Raw genomic sequence first — 22,796 nt, 5'->3', positions numbered from 1 at the left:
AACCTGCTACTTCACTAGCTCGAAGATGTTGAACATGGGCAGGTACATGGCCACAATGATGCAGCCCACCATACCACCCAAGAACACAATCATCAAAGGCTCAAGCAAGCTGGTCAGGGCGCGCACTGCCTCCTCCACTTCCAGCTCGTAGAAGTCGGCTGTCTTCATCAGCATGGCATCCAGCTCCCCCGTCTCCTCGCCGACGCTGATCATCTGAATGGCCATCAGGGGAAACACCTTGGCCTTAGCTAGGGCAGGGGCGATCTGCCCCCCCTCCGAGATGGATTGGCGAGCGGCGTCGATGGCGTTGGCCACCACCTGGTTGCCTGAGGTGTCCCGCACAATTTCCAAGGCAGTCAGCACCGGCACGCCAGAGCGGGTGAGAGCGCCAAAGGTGCGGCAGAATCGGGCCACCGCCGATTTCTGGACCAGATCTCCAAAGAGCGGCAGTTTCAGGGCCAGCGCGTCGATGGTCTCCTTGCCAGCCGGGGTGCGGTAGAAGCGGCGAAAGGCAAAAAAGACCATGACCAGAAAGCCCACCAGACCCAAGCTGTACTGGGGTGTGCGTAGGAACTTGCTGACGTTGATGAAAAACTGAGTAAAGCCAGGCAGCTCCCCCCCCAAGTCGTTGTAGATGCTCTCAAAAGTGGGCAAGATGAAGAGCACCATGCCCAAGAAGATCAAGATGGCCAAGATGGTTACCACCACTGGGTAGGTCATGGCTGACTTGATCTGCTTCTGCAGGCGATCCATGTCCTCCAGCAGTTTGGCCAGGCGGTTGAGCACCTCATCGAGCACGCCGCCCACTTCCCCTGCCTGCACCATGCTGCAGTAGAGGCTGTCGAAAGCATCTGGATAGGGGCGGATGGAGTCGGAGAGGTTTTTCCCTGCCTCCACCTCTGCACGGATGGCCCTCAGGTATTTTTTGAGCTTGGGGTTGCCAGTCTGCTCCTCCATGATGGTGAGAGAGCGAACCATCGACACGCCGGCGTTGATGAGAGCAGCAAATTGCCGGGAGAACACCGCCTTGTCCCGGATGTCGATGGACTGCAGCATCGAGAAACCGAAAGACGTATCCAGGGAGAAAAAGGGCTTCTCCTCCTGAATGTCCTCCGGTTTGGCGAAAATCCCCTCGCGGCGCAGCCGTGCGCGAGCCTCGGTCAAGTTGTTGGCCACCACCGTCAGGCGTACCGGCTGACCGGCCTTTAACCCCCGAACCTTGTAGCGCGGCATGGCTTACCCCTGCTTGGATGCTTTCTAAAACTCCGGAGTGGGATCCCTTGGCTCAGTCTTGCAACCTTAGCCAAACCGCCCCTCTCCCCCAGCTAGAGCTTAGCTACAGATGAGACCGGCGGCCAGAGGTTGGCGGGGAACTTCCAGGCAGGGATCTCTAGCGACGGACAGCAGCCGCTGCTGGCCGCTGCTGTTGAACTGCCGCGGCTGGGGAAGGCCCGACGACGTTGCCCAAAAGCCGCTGCAACTCCTCAGGACGAGAGGTCTTGGACATGGCCGTCTCGAAGTCAATCTTGCCCTGCAGGTAGAGGTTGGCCAGATCCTGCTCCAGGGTTTTCATGCCCTGCTTGCCGCCCGTTTGAATGGCCGAGTAGATCTGGGCCGTCTTGCCCTCCCGAATGAGGTTGGCGATGGCTGGGGTGACCACCATGATCTCCTGCACCAGCACCCGGCCTGGCTCCCCTGGCTTGGGGTTTAGGCGGCGGGCCAAAGTTTGCGAGAAGACGGCCTTGAGGGAGTTGGAAAGCTGCACGCGAATCTGCTGCTGTTGCTCTGGCGGGAACACGTCTACTAGGCGATCCACCGTCTGGGCAGCCGAGCTGGTGTGCACCGTGGCAAAGCAGAGGTGTCCGGTTTCGGCGGCGGTGATGGCCAACTGGATGGTCTCCAGATCCCGCATCTCCCCAATCAAAATCACATCCGGATCTTCCCGCATCGCCGCCCGCAGGGCATTGGCAAAGCTCTTGGTGTCTTCGCCCAACTGCCGCTGGTGGATGATGCTGCGGATGGGGGTGTAGATATACTCAATGGGATCCTCAATGGTGAGGATGTGCTCAGCTCGCTCGCGGTTGATGAAGTCAATGATAGCGGCCAAAGTGGTGGATTTGCCGGATCCCGTTGGCCCGGTTACCAGCACCAGGCCCCGCGGCAGTCGCGCAACTTCCTTGCAGATGTCGGGCAAGCCCAGCTTGTCGATGCTGGGGATTTCCGAGGCCAGAGCTCGCATAGCACAGGCATAGCTGCCCCGTTCGCGATAGACGTTGACCCGGAAGCGCCCGATCCCGCGCACGCCGTAAGAGCAGTCCAACTCCCAGTTCTGCTCCAATTGTTTTCGCTGGGTGTTGTTCAACATGCTGAAAATGAGCCGCTGCACCTCCTCAGGCGTGAGGGGATCGTACTCTGTTGGCTGGAGTTCGCCATTGATGCGGAAGTAGGGAGGCAAGCCGGCTGAGATGTGGATATCGGAACCGCCCCTCCGGATAATTTCTTCCATCAGGTCTTCGATCATCAGTTGCTTCATAGGACTTCCCTCTCCAATCAATGGCGTGAGTTGCTCTGTTGAAGCTAACAAGAGTCAAACTAAAACTTCGGCGTCAAGCAGTACGGACAATCCATCCACTCCACCCGCAGGGCAGCACCGCAGTTGCGGCAGGTGCTGAGGGCCTTGGCGCGAGCCTTCAGCTCGGTTTCCAAGCCTTTGTCGGTGAGGACAACTCGATCCACCTCCTCTAGCGTGGTTAGCCCCTGCTTCACCAGCATCAGGCTATAGGCCAACAGGGTCTTCATGCCGCTTTCAACTGCCGCCTCCCTAAGCACCTCGGTGGGAGCCCCCTTGTTGATCAACTCAGCCAAGCGGTCGTTCATGCGCATGAACTCGTACACCCCCACCCGGCCTTTGTAGCCCACGCCCCCGCAGTTCTCACAGATGGGCTTGCCGGTGGCCTTGCGCTGTTCTACCTCTTTGGGGGAGAGCTTGTTGGCTTTGTAGAAGGTCAGCTGTTCGTTGTCGCCGCTGAGGCTAAGGCCATAGCGGGCCAGCTCCTCAGGGGTAGGGTGGTACGGGATCCGACACTCAGGACATACCCGCCGCAGCAGGCGCTGGGCCAACACCCCCAGTAGGGAACTGGAGATCATAAACGGCTCGATCCCCATCTCCGTCAGGCGGGCGATGGCACTGGGGGCATCGTTGGTGTGCAGGGTAGTCAACACCAGGTGACCGGTGAGGGAGGCTTCGATGGCGGTTTTGGCCGTCTCGTGGTCGCGGGTTTCTCCCACCAGGATGACATCCGGGTCCTGCCGCAGAAAAGCGCGCAGGATCATAGCAAAGTCCATGCCCTTCTCCCGGAGAACCTGCACCTGGGTGATCCCCGGCAGGGTGTACTCGATGGGATCCTCGGCGGTGCTGATGTTGATGCCTGGATCATTTAGCTCCGCCAGGGCCGAGTAGAGGGTGGTGGTTTTCCCGGATCCAGTGGGCCCGGTTACCAGGATTAGACCAAAGGGTCTCCTCACAACCTCCTTGAAGCTGGCAAGGGTCTCTGGGTCGGTGATCAGCTTATCCAAGCCCAGTTGAGTGGCGGAGTTATCCAGGATGCGCAGGACAATCTTTTCCCCATAGCGCGAGGGCAGGGTGCTAACGCGGAAGTCCACCTTGCGCCCTTTGAACATCCGCCGAATGCGCCCGTCCTGAGGCAGGCGCCGCTCGGCAATGTTCAGGTTGGCCATGATCTTGAATCGAGCGGTAAGAGCAGGAATGATCTTTTTGGGGAAGTTCTCAAAAGCCTGCCGCAGCACCCCGTCCTTGCGGAAGCGAATGCGCAGGTTTTCTTCCTGCGGCTCGATGTGGATGTCAGATGCCCGTTCCTGCAGGGCCTTGATCAGGATTTGGTTGGCCAATTTGATGATCGGGGCATCGTCTGCCGATTTGACCTGCTCCTCCAGGGATCCCTCGCCAACCTCCTCGTCGACGGCAGTACCCTCGATGCTGTCCAGATCAAGCTCAGCCGGGTTGACTACCACCTCTTCTTCTTGGGCAGGGGCAACCACGTCGTTGATACCCTTAGTGGCCAGCAGTTCCGCCTGTGCATCCATGTAGCGGTTGATCAGGGTCTCGAAGTCCTGCTGGGTGAAGACCCGCCGCTGCAGCTTTAGCCCTTGGATGCGGAAGCGCCGCTGAATGTCGTCTAGCGCCTGCAGGTTGTCCGGCTTGACCATTGCCACCACGACCTGGCTGTCTTGGCAGCGAATGGGCAAGAACTTATAGCGGTTGCAGATATCAAGGGGCAAGAGCGACTCAATGAGCTCGCTCATCTCCGCGAGATCCACCGGCTCCAGGTCGGTGTCGAGAGAGGGGATCCCGTAGATAACTTTGAGCTCAAAAAGCTGCTGTCGCTTGTAGGCCCGCTCCAGGTCAGGTGTGAGCTCCTTGCCTACAATGTTCTTGACCGCCAGGGCCAAAACTTTGCTGCCGCCCTCTCGATCCGCTTTGAGGGCATTTTGAATGTCTTGGATTTGCTTATCGTCGGCAAAGCCCAGCTCTTTTAGCTTGCGTCCAAAGGGGGTGATGCTGGCATTGGCAATCGCTAAGGCTTTGCTCACGCTGCTGCGACGGGAGGTCAAGGGGGGAGGAAGATCGCTCATAGGCAGTAGCTGGGGCACGCACGATGTGTCCATATTGACTGTAGTTGACCCCCAAGGTCAACGGTAGGGGCAGGAGACCTCACTGGCCCGACTCTGCAACCTGATGGAAATCTAGAAGGGAGAAAGTCGACCCACCTTTAGACTGCTCATGCGGCTTTACGTTGAGCCCTTCACTGTTCACAAGCGCTATGCCCTCACCCTTAGCCGCGGCACCTATACAGAGGCCACTTTGGCCTGGGTGCGCGTTGAAGAGGAGGGGATCGAGGGCTGGGGAGAGGCTTGCCCCTTCTCGGTGAGCGAGGACTGCCACCAGTCTTTGGAGGACATCTTGGCGGGTTTGGAGGTGGCTAAAGGGATCCTACGCCGCTATTCCCCCTGGGAGCGGCAGGCCGTCGAGGCGGAACTGCTGCAGGCCGGGATCCCCTCGGCAGTGCGGGCGGCAGTGGACATAGCCCTGCACGACTGGATGGGCAAGCGATTGGGGAGGCCCCTCTGGCAGCTGTGGGGCCTAGATCGCTCCCGCATTCCGCCTACGACCCTAACCATCGGCCTCTCCACCCCTCAGGAGGCGCGCCAGCGGGCTCTGGCTTGGATGGAACAGATCCAACAGGCGCGGGCCTTTAAGATCAAGCTGGGCAGCGAACTGGGCCTAATGGCCGATCAAAACCAGCTCATTGCCGTGCAGGAGGTGATCCCGCTGGGATCCCTGATTACGGTGGATGCCAATGGGGCTTGGACACTGGAGCAAAGCCTGAGCATGAGCAATTGGCTGGCGGGGCAGGGGGTGAGCTACCTGGAGCAGCCCCTGGAGAGGGGCCAGGAGGCGAAGCTGATTACCCTGTGGCATGAGTCGAAGCTGCCCATCTTTGTGGATGAGAGTTGTTTTGACAGCCGCGACATTCCTGCCCTAGCGGATCGGGTTCATGGCATCAACATCAAGCTCATGAAGTGCGGCGGCCTTAGCGAAGCCTGGCGCATGATCCACACAGCCAGAGCCCATGGGCTACAGGTAATGCTGGGCTGCTACAGCAACACCGCTTTGGGCAACACGGCAGCGGCCCACTTGGCGCCGCTAGCGGACTACGTGGACTTAGACAGCCACCTCAATCTCGTCGACGATCCCTTCTCCGGGGCTTCGGTGCAGGAGGGCTGTCTCATCCCCACCGACCGACCAGGTCTGGGGGTGGAGTTGCGGGAGTAGGACCATGCTCTCCAGTCAAACTCGGGTGGCCATCCTGCTCCACGGCGGCCTAGCAGGAGAGTACGGCAAAACAGGGCTGGGGCTATTGCGCTATGGGCCTTTTCCAGTGGTGGCCGTCATCGATCGGGAGCAGGCGGGGAGATCCCTGGCCCAACTCACGGGCATTGCCAAAGACATTCCCATCGTAGCCTCGGTGCAAGAGGCGCTGGTTTACGGCCCCGAGGTGTTGGTGATTGGGATCGCTCCTTCCGGCGGCCAGCTGCCCCCGGAGTGGCGGGAGGAGCTGTGCCAAGCCCTGCAAGCCGGCTTGTCTTTAGCAAACGGGCTGCACACCCCCCTAGCGGAAGATGCCCAGTTGCGGCAGTGGCTGCAGCCGGGAGCTTGGATCTGGGACATTCGCCGCGAACCCCCTGGTCTAGGAGTAGGGAGGGGCCTAGCTCGCTCTCTCCCCTGTCGGCGGGTACTGACGGTGGGCACCGACATGGCTGTCGGCAAAATGTCCACCAGCCTGGAACTGCACCGGGCCAGCCTGAAACGCGGCCTGCGTTCTCGTTTCTTGGCCACCGGCCAGACGGGGATCCTCATTAGTGGCGAGGGGGTGCCTCTGGATGCAGTGCGGGTGGACTACGCCAGCGGCGCTGTGGAGCAATTGGTGTTGCGCTATGGCTTCGACCACGACATTCTGCACATTGAGGGTCAGGGATCCCTGCTCAACCCCGCTTCCACCGCCACCCTGCCTCTGCTAAGGGGATCCCAGCCTACCCATCTCATCCTGGTGCACCGAGCTGGGCAGACCCACATCAAGGGGATGGACGAGGTGCCCATTCCTCCCTTGCCTAAGGTGATCGAGCTTTACGAACAAGTGGCTGCGGCCGCTGGCGCCTTTGCTCCTGCACCGGTGGTGGGGGTAGCCCTCAATACCTTCGGTTGGGAAGAGGAAGCGGCCCTGGCCCAGATCCGCCAGGTGGAAGCAGAGACGGGCCGGCCCTGTACCGATGTGGTGCGCTTTGGGGCCGATCCTTTGTTGGACGCCATTCTCTCAGCAGGCTAGCCTAGAGCGCTCGGAGCCTGAGCTTCCTTGGAGCTGGTCTCGCTGTCGAGCACTTCCAAAATAGCCTTGGCAGCGCGGGCCAGAACTCCTGGCTCCCCCAGAGCTGCCCGCATGGCGGCGTAGTCAGCCTGCAGTTGGGCGCGGCGCTCGGGCCGGGTCAGCAGCTCCAGCGCCAGTTGGGCAATCCGTTCCGGCTGGGCCTCCTCCTGGAGCAGCTCCGGCACAATGGGACGCATAAGCACCAAATTGGGGGGAGCCATAAAGGGCACCGACACCTTTAGCCAATGGCGGGCTAGCCAAAAGGTGAGCGGGTTGAGGCGGTAGATCACCACTTGCGGGATCCCCAAGATGGCTGCCTCCAGGTTGACGGTGCCCGACTTGGCCAACACCAGGTCAGCAGCCGCCAAAAGCAGGTGATGGGCCTTTGGAGGGGAAGGGCGAGGCAAGAAAAGGGTGAGATCGTCCAGCCCATAGCGGCGGGCGGCTCGGGCAATTGGGGCAGCAAAATGGGGCGAGGCCAGCGGCACCCAAAACTGCACCTGGGGCAGACGAGCCCGCAGCAGCCGCGCTGCCTGAAGCAGGACAGGCAAAACTGAGCGCAACTCCTGACGGCGGGAGGCGGGCAGCAGCGCCACCACCGTTGCCTCCTCCGGGATCCCCAACTCCGCCCTGGCCTGCGCGCGACCCGGTACCGTAGCCAAAATATCCAGCAGGGGGTGGCCGACATAGCAAACCTGGGCGCCTGCTGCGGCGTAGTAGCGGGCCTCCTCGGGGAAAATGGCCACCATCAGCCGCATTTGCTGGGCTAGGTGGTAGGTGAGGCGGCTGCTGGGCGACCACACCCATTCCTGGGGGGCAATGTAGTAGACGGCAGGGATGCGCCGCCGCTGCAACAGGGAAGCCACGCGGCTGTTGACGCCGATGTAGTCTACCAGGATGGCTAGATCTGGTGGATCTTGCTCTAGGAAGCGGCGGATCTTCCACTCCGCCCACAGCGCAGGGAGGACGAAGGGAAGGGCCTCCAGAATACCGATGGAGCCAATTTCAGTTGTGCGGTGCAGCAGCCGGGCTCCAGCAGCAACCATCTCCTCTCCCCCAACTGCCGTGATGCGCAGGTGCGGACGCTGGCGCAGCAGCTCGCGGATGAGATGGCCAGCCTGCAGATCCCCGGAGACTTCGCCGGTGCAGACAAACAGATGGCTCACAGGTCGTCCCCGTCCTCAGCATCATCTTTGCTGCGACGCAAGGCAGGCAGAGGACCACGCCGTTGCGGCTGGGAAAGGGAATCTTCCAAAAATTGCAGCAGGTGTAGCAGGGATCCCGTCTCGTCCACCAGCTCTTTCCCCTCTAGGGAGAGGATGCTCTGCCCGTTCTCGGTTCGCAGGCTCTCCCGCAGCGTTCGCAGCGCCTTTTCCAAGGGCAATCCGGAGCGGTAGAGCAGCCGGTAGGCTTGGCGCAAGGCCGGCAGGGATCCCTCCATCCCCTTGGCCCGCCGCAGCCCCACCAAGTTGAGGCCACGAATGCGGGCTGGATGCCCCTCCACCAACAGGTAGGGTGGAACATCGCGATCCACCCGACTCATCGCCCCCACCATGGCCAGGCGCCCTACCCGGGTAAACTGGTGGATCCCGACCATGCCGCCGATGCGCGCCTGGGACTCGATGTGAATGTGGCCAGCCAGGGAAACCGCGTTGGTGATCACCACTTGATTTTCGATAACGCAGTTGTGGGCGACATGGACATAGGCCATCAACAGGTTGTAGTCGCCAATTATCGTCGCCTCCCCCTCGTTGGTGGCTCGGTTAATGGTGACAAACTCCCGAATGCGATTGCCCCTGCCAATGACCAGCTGCGAGGGTGCGCCGTTGTACTTTAGGTCCTGCGGCTCTGTGCCCAGCACCGCTCCTGGAAAAATCTGGTTGTCCTCACCAATCTCCGTCCAGCCGTCGATCACCACATGGGCCCCCACCACGGTGTTGGCACCAATGCGCACATGTTCGCCAATAACAGCATAGGGGCCCACCTGCACCGTCTCGTGCAACTCAGCCTTGGGATGGATCACCGCAGTGGGGTGAATCCGCTGCCGTGAGCAGTGCGGCACACTTGCGAAGTCGGGAGGGGATCCTGCTGAAGCCAACACACTCATCTCCAACTAGCCAGCAACTGGAGCAACGCTCCCAACTCTTTCTTCTCCCCAGCTCACTCAGGCTGCTTGCAGGCGCTGCATGGCTCGATTGTACTCTTGATTGGGAAAACAAGGACGGCTCGGCTGATCCTCAGAGGCCAAAACTAAGCTAGGGGGGAAAGCACGATGGTACTGGAGACACTGCCGCTGGTTGCCGCTGTAGCCATCGCCATTTTTATGCTGGTCTTCTGGGTGCGGGTAGTTCGAGAGGCCATCTGGACAGCGGTGGGGATCGTGATCCTCCTAGCCGTTTTGTACGTGGTCTTTAGAATCGGCCCGCAGCAGGTGCTCCAGGAGCTGCGAGATCCCTTTGCCCTCCTCGACCAAGTTTGGCAGGTAATCCTGAGTTGGTTCCGGGCTCTTCTTTCTTAGGATCGTTATCCCCTATACAATGCTCCAGCAGGGGAACTCAGCCTGTTGAGGGGCTAGCAGCCCCTGCCTTAGTTTTCAACCCTTTTCTTGCCATGCCTTCCAGTTTTGACCGGGATCCCCAGGATCACCTAGAAGCTCCTGCTCTCTTTAGCGGGAGGGAGTTCTCAGACATTGAGGTAGAGGTAGAAGACTTGGGGGAGCGCCGCCGCCAAGTGCAGGGCCGCATCTTGATCCCAGTAGAGCGCCGGCAGGTCTGGCAGGTTTTAACCGATTACGACCATCTGGCGGAGTTTATTCCTAACTTGGTGGAAAGTCGCCTCCTCGGCAGCCAGAATGGCCGCAAACTGGTGCGTCAAGTGGGATCCCAGCAAGTTCTGTTTGCCCGGTTTTCTGCAGCGGTGGTGCTGGCTATCGAGGAAGTGTTTCCCCACCAACTGCGCTTTCAAGAAGTAGAAGGGGATTTCCTCATCTTCGAGGGGTTTTGGGAGCTAGCCGACTGGCTAGACCAGCAGACCCTGCTCACCTACCACCTGCAGGTGCAACCGCCGCGCCGCATGCCGGTTGGCCTAGTAGAACGGCGCATCCGCCGCGATCTCGCCCTCAACCTGCAGGCCATTCGGGAGCGCTGCCTAAGTCTAGGGGGATCCTCTCCCTAGCTACCCTTGGCTGGGATTGGGGAGCTGCCAAGTCTGCCTGCCCTAAACTAAGAGTCGTCAGGTTTCCTATCGTCAAATGTCCAGATCCCGCTACAGCCAAGAGGACGTGCAGCAAATCCTGCAGCGGGCCATCGCTCGCCAGCCGCGCCTTGGTGAGTTTACCCGCTCGCAACTGGAGGAGATGGCTGCCGAACTGGGGATCTCTCCCCAAGAGCTGGAGGAGGCCGAGCGGGAATGGAGAGCCTGGCAGCAACTAACCAACCAACGGCGTGAGTTTCAACGCTACCGCCAGCGGCAGTTTTACCAATTGCTGGGGCGGTATGCCATTGTCAACAGCTTCCTAGTAGGCTTGGATTGGCTCTCCGGCGGAGGGCTGTCTTGGTCGCTGTTTATACTGATGAGCTGGGGCCTGGCCGTCGCCCTCAAGGGCTGGAGTACCTACCAGACGGAAGGGGAACGCTACGAAAAAGAGTTTCGGCAGTGGCAGAAAAAACGCCAAAAGCAGCTCCAGCGTCGATGAGACACCCCTTGTTTTGAAGGGAAGCCTCTTGAGGGGGTACCCTCGCCAGGTGCTATTATTACTGGGCAGAAGCAAACACCTGTGCGGGCGTAGTTTAATGGTAAAACCGCAGTCTTCCAAACTGCTGTTGACGGTTCGATTCCGTTCGCCCGCTTGTACTCAAGATCTTTTAGAGATCCAGGCTGCAACCCAGCCCCTAGGTTGGGGAGGCCGGACTGAGGGCTTAGCCAAGGGAGGGGTGAGGTTCGCCTCTCTCTTGAATAGCAGCCAAGGCCTGTCGATGGAGCGTCGGGTTGGCTGCCGCCAACACTTCTCCTCTAGAAGTGCGGGTTAAGGGATCCCCCGACCAATCGGTAATCACGCCGCCGGATCCCTCGATAACGGGCACAAGAGCAGCAAAGTCGTAGAGGGCGAGGCCGCACTCCATCACCAGATCGATGTAGCCGCTGGCCAAGAGGCCGTACTGGTAGCCGTCGCCGCCGTAGGAGGTGATGTGAACCAAACGGCTGAGCTGCTGAAAGCGCTGCTGCTGGTCTGGCTGAGCAAACAAATCAGGAGTGGTACAGCTCAAAGAGGCGCGGCTGAGGTCGGTGGTGGCTTTGCTGCGACTAAGCTGTTGGGTGGAAGGGGTTATCCAGCGGGTTGGTTGTCCCTGCACCCCCACCCAGCGCTCGCGCAACACCGGCTGATCGATGATGCCCAAGATGGGACGATCTTCTTCTAAAAGGGCGATCAAGGTGGCGAAGGTGGGCTTGCCAGTGGAAAAGGCGATGGTGCCATCCAAGGGATCCAAAACCCAGGTATAAGGGGATCCGGTCTGGTGGAAGCCAAACTCCTCGCCAAGGACGTTGTGCTCCGGCACGTGGGCGGCCAGCAACGCCCGCATTGCCCGTTCTGCTTCCCGGTCGGCTATCGTTACGATAGGGGATCTAGCCTCTTTGTACTCGGCCTGCAGCTCCCCGCGAAACAGAGGCCGGATCACCGCTCCGGCTGCGTCGGCTAGAGCCTGGGCCAAGGCAATCCACTCTGGCTTAACCACTCTCTTGCCTACCTCGTCGGTGTTCTCTCCTAGCATAGGGAACTCGGCTATGCGTGCTGGCCGACTGTTAACCCCTCTGGAATGGCTCTGGACCGCAATTGGAGTGATCTTGACCATTTTGGGCACCCTAACCCAGGTGAGCTTGCCGCCTCAGTGGCCAGGGGTGGGAGGATATAGCTTTTCCCTGCAAATCGGCGGCATGCTGCTAACGGCCTGTCTGGCGGGACCGGTGGCGGCAGTGTGCGCCCAGCTTGTCTATCTAGGCTTGGGATTGGCAGGGCTGCAGGTGTTTGCCCAGGGAGGGGGGTGGCAGTACCTGTACCAGCCCGCCTTTGGCTATTTGCTCGGGTTTTTGCCTGCGGCCTGGGCCTGCGGGACGATGGCCTTTCGACAAAGGGATCCCCACCTGCTGCCCAGCATCTCTGCGCCGGTGCGTCTGCAGGATTTGGCCGCCGCCGGTTTGGTGGCCCTGGCCCTGGTTCACCTGACCGGGATCATCTATCTCTTGGCTACCCAGCCCTGGAATGGAGAGTTGCTGAAGTTGCTTCGGCTCTACTCCGGCTATACCCTGCCAGGACAGCTTATCGTGGTTAGCTTCGCTGCTGTGATAGCCCTAATCCTGCGGCGCCTGCTGCTGCTTTAGCGCAAAGACTCTCTATGGCTGGGACGGGAAAAAAGGGTGATCCAGAAGCGGGCTTGCTGCAGGGCAAGGGGTTTCATCAGGTTTCTGCAAAGGCTTTGTAGGGAAACGAAAAGATGCAGCGCGCTGCTCTGACTCTTGCGGCCATGGGCCTTTTGGCTACGGCGTTGACCGCCTGCAGCAGTGGTAGCAGGCTTGGGGGATCGATCCTCATCCCACCCCAGAGCCCAACTGTTTCCTTCATCAATCCGCCTACCTCTGTGCGGGTGGGCACTTCCACCCCCGCCTTTACGATACAGGTCAGTGTGCCCGGCGGTGCCCGCTCAACCCAGTTTGTGGAACTGGAAACCTTTAACCCGCTTGGCGCGCGCGTGCAAAGAGAAGCCTTTAGCCCGCAGCAGGTTGGCTGTAGCCCAGGTGCTGCTTTCTGTAGCTTCAACACCGACTTCCGGGTTGCTCCTGGCGATCCTGCCGGCGTTTGGCAGTTCCGCATCACCGCCTTTGACCAGCAGAATCGCTCTGGATCCCAAACCCTGCTCATCACAGCGCTGCCGTAGGCAAGCCAGGCCGCCGTGTTGGGTTGAAAGCTACCGCAGCGGGGATGCGTTGGGCACCCCCTCAAGGTTCCCTCACTCCAAATCCCGACGGTTGGGGTTACGGGCCGGATCGTTGCTCAAGAAGCCAAAGACAAACAGCCCGACAAAAAAGATCACCACTGCGTAAACCGAGATTTTCAGTAACAGCATAGTTTCAACAACCCATTTCCAACTAGACAAAGCCGACAAGCAACAGGGCAATGGTCAGGGCAAGGGAGAAGCCGTAGCGACGGGATCCCGTCAACTTGAGGCTTGGCAAAACTTCTTCACAGGATCATACCTCCCCAGCGCCTCTTTTTAACCCGAAAACTCTTTCCCCCCTGCTCCCGGAAAAAGCAGAAAGCTTGACCTGACACGGATCCCCGGCAAGAGGCGAAATCGTTAAGAAATGTTTTAAAGCGAAAAGCAACATGGCAGTCGCTCAGCGACAGGGGAGCGGGAAAATGGGATCTACGGCTTTGCCGGCTGGTATCTCATCTGCCTATGCCCTTCGACTTGTCCAGTCATCCAGGTCGTCAGTTAGGTCACTGGGAGGCTCCAGAGGAGCGGTTGCCAAGTCAGACAAGACCTCCGTCGCCTCAAGAGATCTATCGATCCCGGGAACTGCAGCTTTCGGACGGCACTGCGGTTTTTCTCCGCCACTGGTCACCGGGATCCCCGCGCGGGCGGGTGTTGCTGTTGCACGGCAAAGGGGATCACAGCGGCGGGTTTGGCCCCTTGGCGGAAGAACTAGTGGCCCGGGGCTGGGAGGTTTTGGCGCCTGACATGCGGGGATTTGGACGCTCAGATGGCATCCGCTGTTGGATCGAGCACTTTAGTCAGTACCAGGCGGATCTAGAGGCAATCGTCGAGCAAGTTTGGCCCCAGCCAGGGATCCTCCAAGTCTGGTGCGGGTACAGCGCAGGGGCCAATTGGGCTACGGAATACGCGCTCGCTCACCCCGACCAAGTGCAGGGGCTGATCCTCATCTCCCCTGCCTTTCGTATCGACCACTATTTCAACCGCTTTACCTGGGGTCTTCTGCAGGTTTTGGACAAGGTTTTGCCCCAGTTGGCCCTGACTGGCCTCTACGAGCCGGTGCGGGTGACTTCCCTACCGGAGCAGCAGGCGGTCTTGGCTGCAGATCCTTACGTGTGTGGCGTTACCCGGGCCCGGTTTACGGCGGAGTTGGTGCGTAGCGGGCAGCGCTGCCTTGAGCAGGCCCACCGCCTGGAGCTGCCGGTTCTGGTGCTCTACACCTCCGCCGATATCGTCGTCAACCCTGCCGGCGCCGTGGAGTTTGCCCGCCGGCTGCCCCAGGGAGAGATCTACGATTTCTCCTGCTCACGCCACGACCTTTTACACGACTGCCAAGCCGAAGCCGTCCAGGAGACTCTCTGCCAGTGGCTGGATCGGCACTTTCCCTGCCGCTTAGGCCTTCGTGGCAAAATAGAGAGGCCCTCTTTCTGCTTGCTCCCATGAGCCAAGACCTGATCTACCGTCCCCGCCGGCTGCGGCGCACTGAGGCCCTTCGCCAACTGGTTCAGGAAACCCACCTGCGGGTGCAGGATCTCATCTACCCGCTGTTTGTTATGGAGGGAGAGAACCAGCGGCAGGAAGTGGGATCCATGCCCGGCTGCTACCGCTACACTCTGGATCTGCTCCTGAAGGAGGTGGAGGAAGCAGCCAACTTGGGGATCCCTGCGGTGGCTCTCTTCCCAGTGGTGCCGGAAGAGAAAAAGGATCCCACGGGGCGGGAGTCCTTTAACCCAGAAGGGTTGATCCAGCGGGCGGTGCGGCGGCTGAAGCAGGAAATCCCCGAGATCCTGGTGATCACGGATGTGGCCTTGGATCCCTACAGCAGCGAGGGCCACGACGGCATCGTGCGGGACGGGGTGATCCTCAACGACGAGACAGTGGAGGTGCTGGTTAAGCAGGCCCTCTCGCAAGCGGAAGCGGGAACCGATATCGTTGCCCCCTCCGACATGATGGACGGTCGCGTCGGCGCCATTCGCAAGGCCCTGGACGAGCAAGGCTACACCGACGTGGCCATCCTGGCCTACTCGGCCAAGTATGCCTCTGCCTTCTACGGCCCTTTTCGCGATGCCCTGGGATCTGCGCCCAAGTGGGGGGACAAGAAAACTTATCAGATGGATCCCGCCAACGCCCGCGAGGCCCTCAGAGAAGTGGAGCTGGACGAGGCGGAAGGGGCGGACATGGTGATGGTAAAGCCGGCCTTGGCCTACCTGGACATCATCTATCGGGTTAAGGAAGCAACAAATCTGCCTGTGGCCGCCTACAACGTTAGCGGCGAATACGCCATGATTAAGGCTGCCGAGCAAAAGGGCTGGATCGACGGCAAGAAAGTGATGATGGAATCGCTCTTGGCCATGAAGCGAGCCGGCGCTGACATGATCCTCACCTACTTCGCCAAGGAGGCGGCCCTGCTTTTGCGGCAGTCCTAGCTAAGGCCTTCTAGACAACTGGGGAGATTGTCCAATCCAGGCAAGAGGCGCCTCTTTCTCCGTGTCGGCTACTAGAGCGCTGGGATCCACCAGGCGCACCTGGATTTGATCCGGCGGCACTCGGTTGAGGCGTTCCTTGATGAGGGCCTGCTGCTGCAAGGGATCCATGCCGCGATCCAACTCCTCCCGCAGTCGCGAGATTCGCGCTGAGAGGACTTCGAGGTTCTGCTCCAAAACCTTTAGACGGTGATGCTGGGCTAGTTGTACAGGCAAAAGGCGGTACAGACCGCCCAGGGCAGCCGCCGTAAACAGGAGATTCACTCCGATGCGACAGAGCAGTTCCCAAGCTTGAGGCTCTGGCCGTCTCCGCAGTCGGGGCGAGGTTCTAGAAGGCCGGACAGGGATCGTCCGTCGGTTGGCAGCTAGCGTTCCCTGCCCCCGCACCCGAGCTAAGGATCCCTGGGAGCGACTGGAAAGGCGCAGTCTAGGCCCAGCAACTTGCTCCACCTGTAGAGGCAAGGAGCGAGCCAGAGTGCGGGAAGCAGACTTGAGTGGCATAAGGAGGTAAAGAGCCGCCGCTGCTACCAGGAAGCGCAGCTAGGGCTTATTGAAGCCGATTTTTCCGAGCATGTCAGGGGCTGGCCCACGACTTTTCTGTCTTTTAGCGCCAACTCAGCGCGGCGGAGGCGGGGTAAACCGCAGACGCGCTAGGCTAGAGGTTCGACAGGGGGAATGCAAGGAGTCGGGATCCGCCTATGCGCATAGCGGTTACGGGTGGGAGTGGCTTTATCGGGCGCCGCTTGGTGGCCCACCTGCTGGAGCGAGGAGATGAGGTGTTGGTTTTGAGCCGCCGCCCTGAGCAGGCCCGCCGCGTTCTGGGAGCCTCCCCCAACCTCAAGCTGCTGGGGTACGATCCCTATCAACCGCAAAGCTGGGCCTCAGCTTTGGAAGGGTACGAGGCAGTTGTCAACTTGGCCGGAGAGCCCCTGGCTTCTTCCCGCTGGACAGAAGCTAAGAAAAGAGAGATCCGCCGCAGCCGCGTGGAGACCACCCAGGCCCTTGTCCAAGCCCTCGCCTCCCTTGGCCAGAAGCCCCAGGTGCTGATCAGCAGCTCGGCGGTGGGCTACTACGGATCCCGACCCGAAGGAGAGCCCCTGACGGAGGCAGATCCCCCTGGCCAGGGCTTTTTGGCAGAAGTCTGTCAGGCCTGGGAAGCGGCTGCCCGCCCGGCTGAGGAGCTGGGGATCCGCTTGGCCATCCTGCGCACAGGAATTGTCCTAGGGCCCGATGGAGGAGCCCTGGGTCAAATGCTTGCCCCCTTTCAGTTCTTCCTCGGCGGCCCCATTGGCTCTGGCAAGCAGTGGGTCTCCTGGATCCACCGCGACGACTGGGTGAGTCTAGTCTGCTTCCTGCTGCAGCAGGGATCCGGCGTCTTCAACGCCACTGCCCCTAACCCAGTGCCAATGGAAGAGTTCTGCCGCACGTTGGGGCAAGTTCTGGCCCGCCCCTCGTGGCTGCCGGTACCAGCCCTAGCCTTAGAACTGCTGCTGGGCGAAGCAGCTCAGGTGGTTCTAACGGGGCAGAAAGTGATCCCCCAAGCCGCGCTGCAGCTGGGGTTCACCTTCCAATATCCCCATCTCAAAGAAGCCTTGCGGCAACTCCTCATCCCCCAGGTCAACCGCTAAGCGCAGTCGAAGATGGCCAAACCCACCACTGCTCCAGCAGCGGAGAATTGTGGGGAAGCTCCTTTGGATCCCTGCGGGCAAAAATCCAGACACCGCTGCGCCCTCCGAAAGGCCTCTCGGATATAGAAGCGGCGTTTAGCTTTTCCCCAACAGGGATCCCGCCAAGCCTGCTGAAGGCACCCCCTTGGTCTCCTCTGGAGTTGGAAAGAGCCAGCTAGCGGGAGCGGGCCAGCGAGACTCCTCCCGGATCCACCCGGTTGGCCAGCGCTGCCACCCCAATCATGGGCAGGCTCACCACCAGGCAGAAGCCCCACTGCTCCCAAGCTAGCGGTGCTGTGTCGAAGAGAGCGTTGAACAGGCTCCATTGGCTGAAGAGGATCTGCAGCAGGATGGCCGCTCCAATGCCGATGGTGATAGCCGCCACATCCATTAGGCGTTCGTGGCGTTCCAACTGGCTGGCGCGCCCGCGGCCCAAGAGGGTAGGGATAGCCTGGCTGAGGCTGAGCAAGTGGAAGATGCGCCCAATCACCAGCGCCTGAATGGCCATGCTGCGGGCCAGGTTGAGGTTGCCGGTGGTTTGTTCGATGTATTCAAAAACCCCGAAGATCAAGAGCCAGTTAAAGGCTGAAACCAGCAGAATGCGCTGCAGCAGCCGGGGAGAAAGCAAATTGGCGTCGGGATCCCGCGGTGGTTGGGTCATCTCCCGCCCCGTGCTGGGCTCAAAGGAGAGGGGCACTGTCATGGTGATGGAGTTGATCATGTTGAGCCACAACACCTGGATGGCCAAAATGGGCAGCTCGCGGTTGAGGAGGACGCTGAGGAGAAGGGTCATTGACTCCCCTCCGTTCACCGGCAGAGTGAAGGCGATGGCCTTGAGCAGGTTGTTGTAAACGGTGCGCCCCTCTTCGACGGCGGCCTCGATGGAGGCAAAGTTGTCATCGGTCAAGATCATGTCGGCGGCGGCTTTGGCCACTTCGGTGCCACCCCTTCCCATGGCGATCCCCACGTCCGCCTGCTTCAAGGCCGGGGCGTCGTTAACTCCATCGCCAGTCATGGCCACGATATGGCCCTGCGACTGCAGAGCTTCCACCAGGCGCAGCTTTTGCTCCGGGGCCACCCGCGCAAAGACAGATCCCTCTTTGGCGGCGGTAACAAACTCCTCTGGGCCGAGCTGCTCCAGATCCCGGCCGCTGTAGGCTTTCACCGGTTTGCCACCCCCCAGCCCCATCTGCTCGGCAATGGCTTGGGCGGTGAGCACATGGTCGCCGGTGATCATCTTCACCTGCATCCCAGCCGTTTGACAGGAACGCACGGCGGCAATGGCCTCCGGCCGCGGCGGATCAATCATCCCCTGCAAGCCCAAGAAAATCAGCCCTTCCTCTAGATCTGAGTGATCCACCTGAGTTTGGCTGCTGGGGACGGTTTTACCGCAAGGACTTTTTGATTGCGCCTTATTAGGGCCGGGTAGTTGAGTCAGTTAGGTCAAGCGTGCTACCCTGGCGCAGACTATCGGCTTGCAAGAAGAGGACTATGCCCGGAAGGTTGGTCTATAAACTAGGTGAACACCGCCTCAAGGTGTTGGTCATCAACCCTGAGAAAGGCTCAAGGAGGCGGATGTATAAATCGATACCGATTCTAAGCCGTTGCCTAGAGCGGACTGGTAGGCTTCTCGGCTTAGACAGGGCAACTGAGGACGACATATAAGGTAGTTATAGTTAAGCAAATTAAGGTAGGTGGAGAAGCATCCGAGGAAGAAGGAGGTCAACCCCGACCAGAAGAAGGTGAGGAAGGGGGAGAAACTGAAACCCGCGAGATTATCTATTACCGGCTTGGGAGCTGGAGGGCCGATAGGAACATAGAGGAGTCGGGAGGAGAAGAAGGGGGGCAACAACAAGGAGGAGAAGGGGAAGGAGCAGAGAGAGAGAGAAGATACAAGCTAAAAAGGCTCTACATCCCCATCCCAAGTTGGGCGCCAAACTACGTGGTGCTCCCGACTCTGTTTTCCAAAGCAGAAGCGACAGGCCTAGAACTTGTAGGAGCCTATCGCCACGGCTACATGATCCCTGCACCCGGTCAATTGGGCAAAGACCAGAACTCGCAGCCCCTGCAGCGCCAAGGCCTACCTGCTGGCGAATCGGCTCTGCCTCCAAGGGCTGGATCTCCCCTTGGGATCCCATCCGGCTGCAGCAGCGCAGCAAGAGAGCTTCTGCGGATCCCTTGACGTCAATGCAATGCTCCTCCGGCCCCACCCTGTGTAAGGTAGCCATGTACTGAAACTGGGATTCAAAGGGGAGGGTATCTAGGCGAGGGCGGCAGCGCTGCAGATCTTCTCGATCCAAACCCCCTTTCTGAGCCGCCACAAGCAGAGCCGCCTCGGTGGGATCCCCTACAACTTCCCACTGGCCCTTGTCCTTGGGTTGGAGGCGGGTGTCGTTGCAGAGGCAGCCAGCTACGAGGCAAGCCTCAAGAGCAGGCAATTGATGGATTTCGATGGGGGAATCAGCCGCCGGGGACAGGATCTGGCCCTGGGGGCTGTAGCCGCTGCCGGTAACCCGGTAGAGCTGGGAGCCGGCGTAGATGGCCTGCACCGTCATCTGGTTTTCTGTAAGGGTGCCGGTTTTGTCCGAGCAAATCACCGTGGCGCTGCCTAGAGTTTCTACCGCCGGCAACTTGCGGATAATGGCATGGCGTCGGGCCATACGGGAAACCCCAATGGCCAGGGTTACGGTAACTACTGCCGGCAACCCTTCGGGGATAGCACTCACCGCCAGCGCCACCGCTGCCTCAAAGACACTCGCTGCCGCCTGGCCCTGCACCAGCCCCACCAGGAAAGTAAGCGCAGCCAAGGTGAGGATAATTTTCAGCAAAGTCAGGCTGAACGCCTCAAACTTACGTGTCAGGGGAGTTTGCAGGGATCCCCTTTCCTCGATCAGCTTGGAGATGCGGCCTGTTTGGGTCTGGTTACCGATGGCCACCACCACCCCCGCCCCTTGGCCAAAGGTCACGAAGCTGCCGGCATAGGCCATGTTCTGGCGCTCGGCCAACGGCGTGTCTTCGGGGAGGGATCCCAGCCGTTTTTCCACCGGCACCGATTCTCCCGTGAGGGCCGATTCGTCCACCCGCAAGTTGCGCACGCTCACCAGGCGCAGGTCGGCGGGCACCCGGTCTCCCGAGCTCAAGAGCACCACATCCCCCGGCACCAGCTCCCGTGAGGGCACCCGCACTTTCTGCCCCTCCCGCATCACGGTGACTTCAGTGGCCACCGACTTGGCCAGGGCAGCAATGGCCTCCTCCGCTTTGGACTCTTGGATGTAGCTGATGAGGGCGTTGATCACCACCACCGCCCAGATCACGATGGCGTTGCGCCAGGATCCCAGGAACGCCTTGATTGCCCCGGCCACCAGCAGGATGTAGAGCAGCGACTGGTTAAACTGCTGCAGGAACTTAAGCCAGGCCGGGGTAGCTGCCTTGGCCTTCAGCTCATTGGGGCCATATTGCTGCTGCCGCCGGGCCACCTCGGCTTGAGAGAGGCCCTTTTCCAACAGCCCTGCCAAAGACAGCTCCTCTCCGAAAAGTTTCTGGATGGCTTGCTCCTCTGGCAGAGCATGCCAGGCAAGGGCCGGGAGCAGCTCAGGGGATGAGGATCTTGCCATGATCGGTGAGTCACCACAACACAACAGTAGGAGGAGCTTCCCGCTCTTCTCTCTGACAGCCTAGCGGATGCCGTCTGCCCCTTCCCAGCAAGACGCTCCCCAAGCGGCTCCCTCCAACCCTGAGGCAAGCGTCAAGCGCAGCCTCTTGGCCGCCCCTGGAGGATGAGTGAAGATGGACAAGTGGGCGTGGAACACCCCCGCTATCCCAATGTGTTTGCTTTGGGGGATGCCTCTTCCCTGCCGACTTCCAAAACGGCAGCCGCAGCCCGCAAGCAGGCACCGGTGCTAGCGGAAGACCTCTCAGCAGCCATGCAGTCCAAGCCCCTGCCAGCTTGCCATGACAGCTACACCTGCTGTCCCCTGACCATAGCAGAGTTTGCCTACGACGGGAAGCTGGCCCTCTCATTTCCTCTAGCGGGAGCGCTACTCCGTGTAGCTAGCCAAAGTGCACCTGTTGCCTTACCCCCCAGCCCTTCTCCCCAAGAGGGGTGCTCTATTTACAGGCAAGCTTTGAACTTTTTCAGCACCGCTCGATCTAGCATCAGTAGGGCCGCGCGCACTCCTCCTGAGTAGCCCCAGAAAAAGCCCACTGGCAGATGGCCCTTGGGCGCTTCCAGGTTGGTTTCAAGCTCCTCGTACCCCAGCCAGCGGCCCTGCACCCACCAGCCGACTCTTTCTCCCATGTACTCTTCGCGGGGCAAAGCTGAGAAGGATCTCGAACTAAGCCCTCCTCTTCCCTTCGAATCACACTCCTGCCAGAGCTGCTTCTGGACAGTAAAGCCAAAGTGCCCATGGCTGGCCTGCCTCCAGAGTTGGTCGATGAGCCGCAACATGGGGCAGGGGAAAGCCTCAACATCCTTGGGATCGAAAAAGCCTACCTGGGAGCGCCCACTGAGTTTGAGCATCAAAGCCGTCGTCCACCGATCAGCTTCCCCCCACTGGCCGGCCCGCAGCCGATCCCACAGCCCTTGCAGGGCAGGCGCCGCTTCTCCCACCCAGTCTGGCCAGGGGAGAGTTGCAGGCAGGGATCCCTCTCGAGAAACCTCAGGGAAAATCAGGGCTCTGGATCCCGCCTCCCCTTTTGTTGGGGCAGGGGTGGGGGGTGCCACCATTTGCTCCAGCTCTTCCGCAGAGTGGTTGGCCAGGAGCTGCTCCAGCTCATCTTGGGGTTGCTGCTGGGCCAGAAGCTGTTCCAGTTCCCGCAGTTCTTGGGTGCGGATGGCAGGCTCAAAGGTAGCTGGCTGCTTCTCTTGCAGGGCTGACTCTGCCGGCAGCAGGGCCAGCCACTCAGCTACCGTTTGCGGGCGGTCTTCGGGGTGGAGGGCCATTCCCTTGAGGATAGCAGCCTCCACATCTTCAGGAATGCTGGGGTTGAGGCGGCGGGGAGGATCCAACTGCCGACCTGTGGCCCGCACCGGCGCACAGAGGGGCACCATCCCTGTCAGCATGGTGTAGAGGGTAGCAGCCAAGGCGTAGACATCGGTAAAAGCCCCGCGGCGGCGCAGGCTGTCGTACTGCTCCAGGGGAGCATAGCCATCGGTGCCGTAGGAGGTGTGGCGTTGGATGAGCCCCTGCCTATAAGTCCGCGCTAGCCCGAAGTCGATCAACACGGCCTGGCCGGATCCCTCCCGCACCAGGATGTTGGCGGGCTTTACATCGCGGTGCAGGATCCCCTGTTCGTGCAAGCACATGAGGGCAGATCCCACCTCCCGCGTCAGGCGCAGAGCCTCTGGCAGGGGCAACGGCCCCTTTTGGTGCAGAAGCTGGTGCAGCGTCTGGCCGCGAACGTACTCCATCACAATGCACCAACAATCCCGCTCCCAAATGACCTCCTCCACCTTCACCACGTGGGGGTGACGGCAGCGGGCCAGTTGCAGCGCCTCGTTCATGAAGTTTTGTTGAAAGCGAGGATAGTCTGGATCCTTGCGGAGGCTGTCGCTCAAGACCTTGATAACCACCTGCTCGGCGCGAACGCTATCCCAAGCCCGGTAGGTGATGCCAAAGCCCCCCTCCCCAAAAACAGCCTCGATGCGGTAGCGCCCCCCCTGCAAGTGTTCGCCAACTGCCCAAGCCATGCCCACCCCTCTCCCCCGCTCTTAGA

General features: G+C 60.4%; 19 protein-coding genes, 1 tRNA gene and 2 pseudogenes. 11 read left to right on the top strand and 11 right to left on the bottom strand.

Translation table 11 applies throughout. The features are described from left to right. Positions 1-6: 6 nt before the first annotated feature. The 3 genes from NW808_RS02450 to NW808_RS02440 form a co-directional block, all read right to left on the bottom strand. On the bottom strand, positions 7-1,233 hold the full coding sequence (locus NW808_RS02450) for a type II secretion system F family protein (RefSeq protein WP_414420162.1): 1,227 nt from the start codon (positions 1,231-1,233) through the stop codon (positions 7-9). Positions 1,234-1,390: 157 nt separating this feature from the next. Beyond that, positions 1,391-2,533, bottom strand: a complete 1,143-nt coding sequence (locus tag NW808_RS02445; protein WP_414420161.1) for a type IV pilus twitching motility protein PilT — start codon at positions 2,531-2,533, stop codon at positions 1,391-1,393. A gap of 59 nt (positions 2,534-2,592) precedes the next feature. Further along, the gene (locus NW808_RS02440) at positions 2,593-4,653 is read right to left on the bottom strand and encodes a GspE/PulE family protein (protein WP_414420160.1); all 2,061 of its coding nucleotides are present in this window, start codon (positions 4,651-4,653) and stop codon (positions 2,593-2,595) included. Positions 4,654-4,801: 148 nt separating this feature from the next. On the opposite strand from NW808_RS02440, the gene NW808_RS02435 reads away from it, so the two are divergent. Continuing rightward, entirely contained in the window at positions 4,802-5,854 is a 1,053-nt protein-coding gene (locus tag NW808_RS02435) for a dipeptide epimerase (RefSeq protein ID WP_414420159.1), read from the top strand. A 4-nt stretch (positions 5,855-5,858) separates the two neighbouring features. Further along, positions 5,859-6,905: a DUF1611 domain-containing protein gene (locus NW808_RS02430; RefSeq protein WP_414410709.1), complete on the top strand. Its 1,047-nt coding sequence runs from the start codon at positions 5,859-5,861 to the stop codon at positions 6,903-6,905. Here NW808_RS02430 and lpxB read toward each other — a convergent pair. Beyond that, positions 6,902-8,110, bottom strand: coding sequence for a lipid-A-disaccharide synthase (lpxB, locus tag NW808_RS02425; protein ID WP_414420158.1), 1,209 nt, complete (start codon positions 8,108-8,110; stop codon positions 6,902-6,904). The genes NW808_RS02430 and lpxB overlap by 4 nt on opposite strands. Next, positions 8,107-9,051: an acyl-ACP--UDP-N-acetylglucosamine O-acyltransferase gene (gene lpxA, locus NW808_RS02420; RefSeq protein WP_414420157.1), complete on the bottom strand. Its 945-nt coding sequence runs from the start codon at positions 9,049-9,051 to the stop codon at positions 8,107-8,109. The genes lpxB and lpxA overlap by 4 nt, the downstream gene beginning before the upstream one ends. Before the next feature lie 165 nt (positions 9,052-9,216). Here lpxA and NW808_RS02415 point away from each other — a divergent pair, with 165 nt between their 5' ends. From NW808_RS02415 to NW808_RS02400, 4 genes are all read left to right on the top strand, one after another. After that, a complete protein-coding gene (locus NW808_RS02415; protein ID WP_414392946.1) occupies positions 9,217-9,462 on the top strand; it encodes a hypothetical protein in 246 nt (81 codons plus the stop codon). Positions 9,463-9,554: 92 nt separating this feature from the next. Beyond that, complete coding sequence (locus NW808_RS02410; protein WP_414420156.1) at positions 9,555-10,118, top strand: SRPBCC family protein; 564 nt, start codon at positions 9,555-9,557, stop codon at positions 10,116-10,118. A gap of 76 nt (positions 10,119-10,194) precedes the next feature. Next, complete coding sequence (locus NW808_RS02405; protein WP_414420155.1) at positions 10,195-10,638, top strand: 2TM domain-containing protein; 444 nt, start codon at positions 10,195-10,197, stop codon at positions 10,636-10,638. 83 nt (positions 10,639-10,721) lie between these two features. Then, positions 10,722-10,792 (top strand) — tRNA-Gly (locus NW808_RS02400). A 69-nt stretch (positions 10,793-10,861) separates the two neighbouring features. On the opposite strand, the gene hisN is transcribed toward NW808_RS02400, so the two are convergent. Beyond that, complete coding sequence (gene hisN / locus NW808_RS02395) at positions 10,862-11,713, bottom strand: histidinol-phosphatase (RefSeq protein ID WP_414420154.1); 852 nt, start codon at positions 11,711-11,713, stop codon at positions 10,862-10,864. 13 nt (positions 11,714-11,726) lie between these two features. Between hisN and NW808_RS02390 the strand changes: the two genes are divergently transcribed. Beyond that, positions 11,727-12,320 (top strand): biotin transporter BioY, encoded by a 594-nt coding sequence (locus NW808_RS02390; protein ID WP_414420153.1) that lies wholly within the window; start codon positions 11,727-11,729, stop codon positions 12,318-12,320. A 113-nt stretch (positions 12,321-12,433) separates the two neighbouring features. Continuing rightward, positions 12,434-12,874, top strand: coding sequence for a hypothetical protein (locus tag NW808_RS02385; RefSeq protein ID WP_414420152.1), 441 nt, complete (start codon positions 12,434-12,436; stop codon positions 12,872-12,874). 72 nt (positions 12,875-12,946) lie between these two features. Here NW808_RS02385 and NW808_RS02380 read toward each other — a convergent pair whose 3' ends face one another. Continuing rightward, on the bottom strand, positions 12,947-13,063 hold the full coding sequence (locus NW808_RS02380; protein ID WP_414362630.1) for a photosystem II reaction center protein I: 117 nt from the start codon (positions 13,061-13,063) through the stop codon (positions 12,947-12,949). Positions 13,064-13,462: 399 nt separating this feature from the next. Here NW808_RS02380 and NW808_RS02375 point away from each other — a divergent pair, with 399 nt between their 5' ends. Both NW808_RS02375 and hemB read left to right on the top strand, forming a co-directional pair. After that, positions 13,463-14,374: a lysophospholipase gene (locus NW808_RS02375; RefSeq protein ID WP_414420151.1), complete on the top strand. Its 912-nt coding sequence runs from the start codon at positions 13,463-13,465 to the stop codon at positions 14,372-14,374. Beyond that, positions 14,371-15,357, top strand: a complete 987-nt coding sequence (gene hemB, locus NW808_RS02370; protein ID WP_414420150.1) for a porphobilinogen synthase — start codon at positions 14,371-14,373, stop codon at positions 15,355-15,357. The genes NW808_RS02375 and hemB overlap by 4 nt, the downstream gene beginning before the upstream one ends. On the opposite strand, the gene NW808_RS02365 is transcribed toward hemB, so the two are convergent. Continuing rightward, positions 15,358-15,915 carry a hypothetical protein gene (locus NW808_RS02365; RefSeq protein ID WP_414420149.1) on the bottom strand — a complete coding sequence of 186 codons (558 nt, stop codon included), beginning with the start codon at positions 15,913-15,915 and terminating at the stop codon, positions 15,358-15,360. 197 nt (positions 15,916-16,112) lie between these two features. Here NW808_RS02365 and NW808_RS02360 point away from each other — a divergent pair, with 197 nt between their 5' ends. After that, on the top strand, positions 16,113-17,042 hold the full coding sequence (locus tag NW808_RS02360) for a TIGR01777 family oxidoreductase (protein WP_414420148.1): 930 nt from the start codon (positions 16,113-16,115) through the stop codon (positions 17,040-17,042). Positions 17,043-17,256: 214 nt separating this feature from the next. Here NW808_RS02360 and NW808_RS02355 read toward each other — a convergent pair. The 3 genes and pseudogenes from NW808_RS02355 to NW808_RS02345 form a co-directional block, all read right to left on the bottom strand. Next, positions 17,257-18,468, bottom strand: a pseudogene (locus NW808_RS02355) (HAD-IC family P-type ATPase); the annotation flags it as partial. A gap of 612 nt (positions 18,469-19,080) precedes the next feature. Beyond that, a pseudogene (locus NW808_RS02350) lies at positions 19,081-20,695 on the bottom strand (cation-translocating P-type ATPase); the annotation flags it as partial. Positions 20,696-21,192: 497 nt separating this feature from the next. Next, positions 21,193-22,770, bottom strand: a complete 1,578-nt coding sequence (locus NW808_RS02345; protein WP_414420147.1) for a serine/threonine-protein kinase — start codon at positions 22,768-22,770, stop codon at positions 21,193-21,195. Between the last annotated feature and the right edge of the window lie 26 nt (positions 22,771-22,796).

This window comes from Synechococcus sp. W70.1 (genome assembly GCF_047461515.1).
Lineage (GTDB): Bacteria > Cyanobacteriota > Cyanobacteriia > Thermostichales > Thermostichaceae > Thermostichus.
Note: the sequence above shows the minus strand (reverse complement) of the source record. Positions and strands in the feature narration are given on the sequence as shown.

Coding starts and splice junctions, on each gene's coding strand:
- NW808_RS02450 (WP_414420162.1), bottom strand. CDS start 1,233: ATGCCGCGCTACAAGGTTCGGGGGTTAAAGGCCGGTCAGCCGGTACGC.
- NW808_RS02445 (WP_414420161.1), bottom strand. CDS start 2,533: ATGAAGCAACTGATGATCGAAGACCTGATGGAAGAAATTATCCGGAGG.
- NW808_RS02440 (WP_414420160.1), bottom strand. CDS start 4,653: ATGAGCGATCTTCCTCCCCCCTTGACCTCCCGTCGCAGCAGCGTGAGC.
- NW808_RS02435 (WP_414420159.1), top strand. CDS start 4,802: ATGCGGCTTTACGTTGAGCCCTTCACTGTTCACAAGCGCTATGCCCTC.
- NW808_RS02430 (WP_414410709.1), top strand. CDS start 5,859: ATGCTCTCCAGTCAAACTCGGGTGGCCATCCTGCTCCACGGCGGCCTA.
- lpxA (WP_414420157.1), bottom strand. CDS start 9,051: ATGAGTGTGTTGGCTTCAGCAGGATCCCCTCCCGACTTCGCAAGTGTG.
- NW808_RS02415 (WP_414392946.1), top strand. CDS start 9,217: ATGGTACTGGAGACACTGCCGCTGGTTGCCGCTGTAGCCATCGCCATT.
- NW808_RS02410 (WP_414420156.1), top strand. CDS start 9,555: ATGCCTTCCAGTTTTGACCGGGATCCCCAGGATCACCTAGAAGCTCCT.
- NW808_RS02405 (WP_414420155.1), top strand. CDS start 10,195: ATGTCCAGATCCCGCTACAGCCAAGAGGACGTGCAGCAAATCCTGCAG.
- hisN (WP_414420154.1), bottom strand. CDS start 11,713: ATGCTAGGAGAGAACACCGACGAGGTAGGCAAGAGAGTGGTTAAGCCA.
- NW808_RS02390 (WP_414420153.1), top strand. CDS start 11,727: ATGCGTGCTGGCCGACTGTTAACCCCTCTGGAATGGCTCTGGACCGCA.
- NW808_RS02385 (WP_414420152.1), top strand. CDS start 12,434: ATGCAGCGCGCTGCTCTGACTCTTGCGGCCATGGGCCTTTTGGCTACG.
- NW808_RS02380 (WP_414362630.1), bottom strand. CDS start 13,063: ATGCTGTTACTGAAAATCTCGGTTTACGCAGTGGTGATCTTTTTTGTC.
- hemB (WP_414420150.1), top strand. CDS start 14,371: ATGAGCCAAGACCTGATCTACCGTCCCCGCCGGCTGCGGCGCACTGAG.
- NW808_RS02365 (WP_414420149.1), bottom strand. CDS start 15,915: ATGCCACTCAAGTCTGCTTCCCGCACTCTGGCTCGCTCCTTGCCTCTA.
- NW808_RS02360 (WP_414420148.1), top strand. CDS start 16,113: ATGCGCATAGCGGTTACGGGTGGGAGTGGCTTTATCGGGCGCCGCTTG.
- NW808_RS02345 (WP_414420147.1), bottom strand. CDS start 22,770: ATGGCTTGGGCAGTTGGCGAACACTTGCAGGGGGGGCGCTACCGCATC.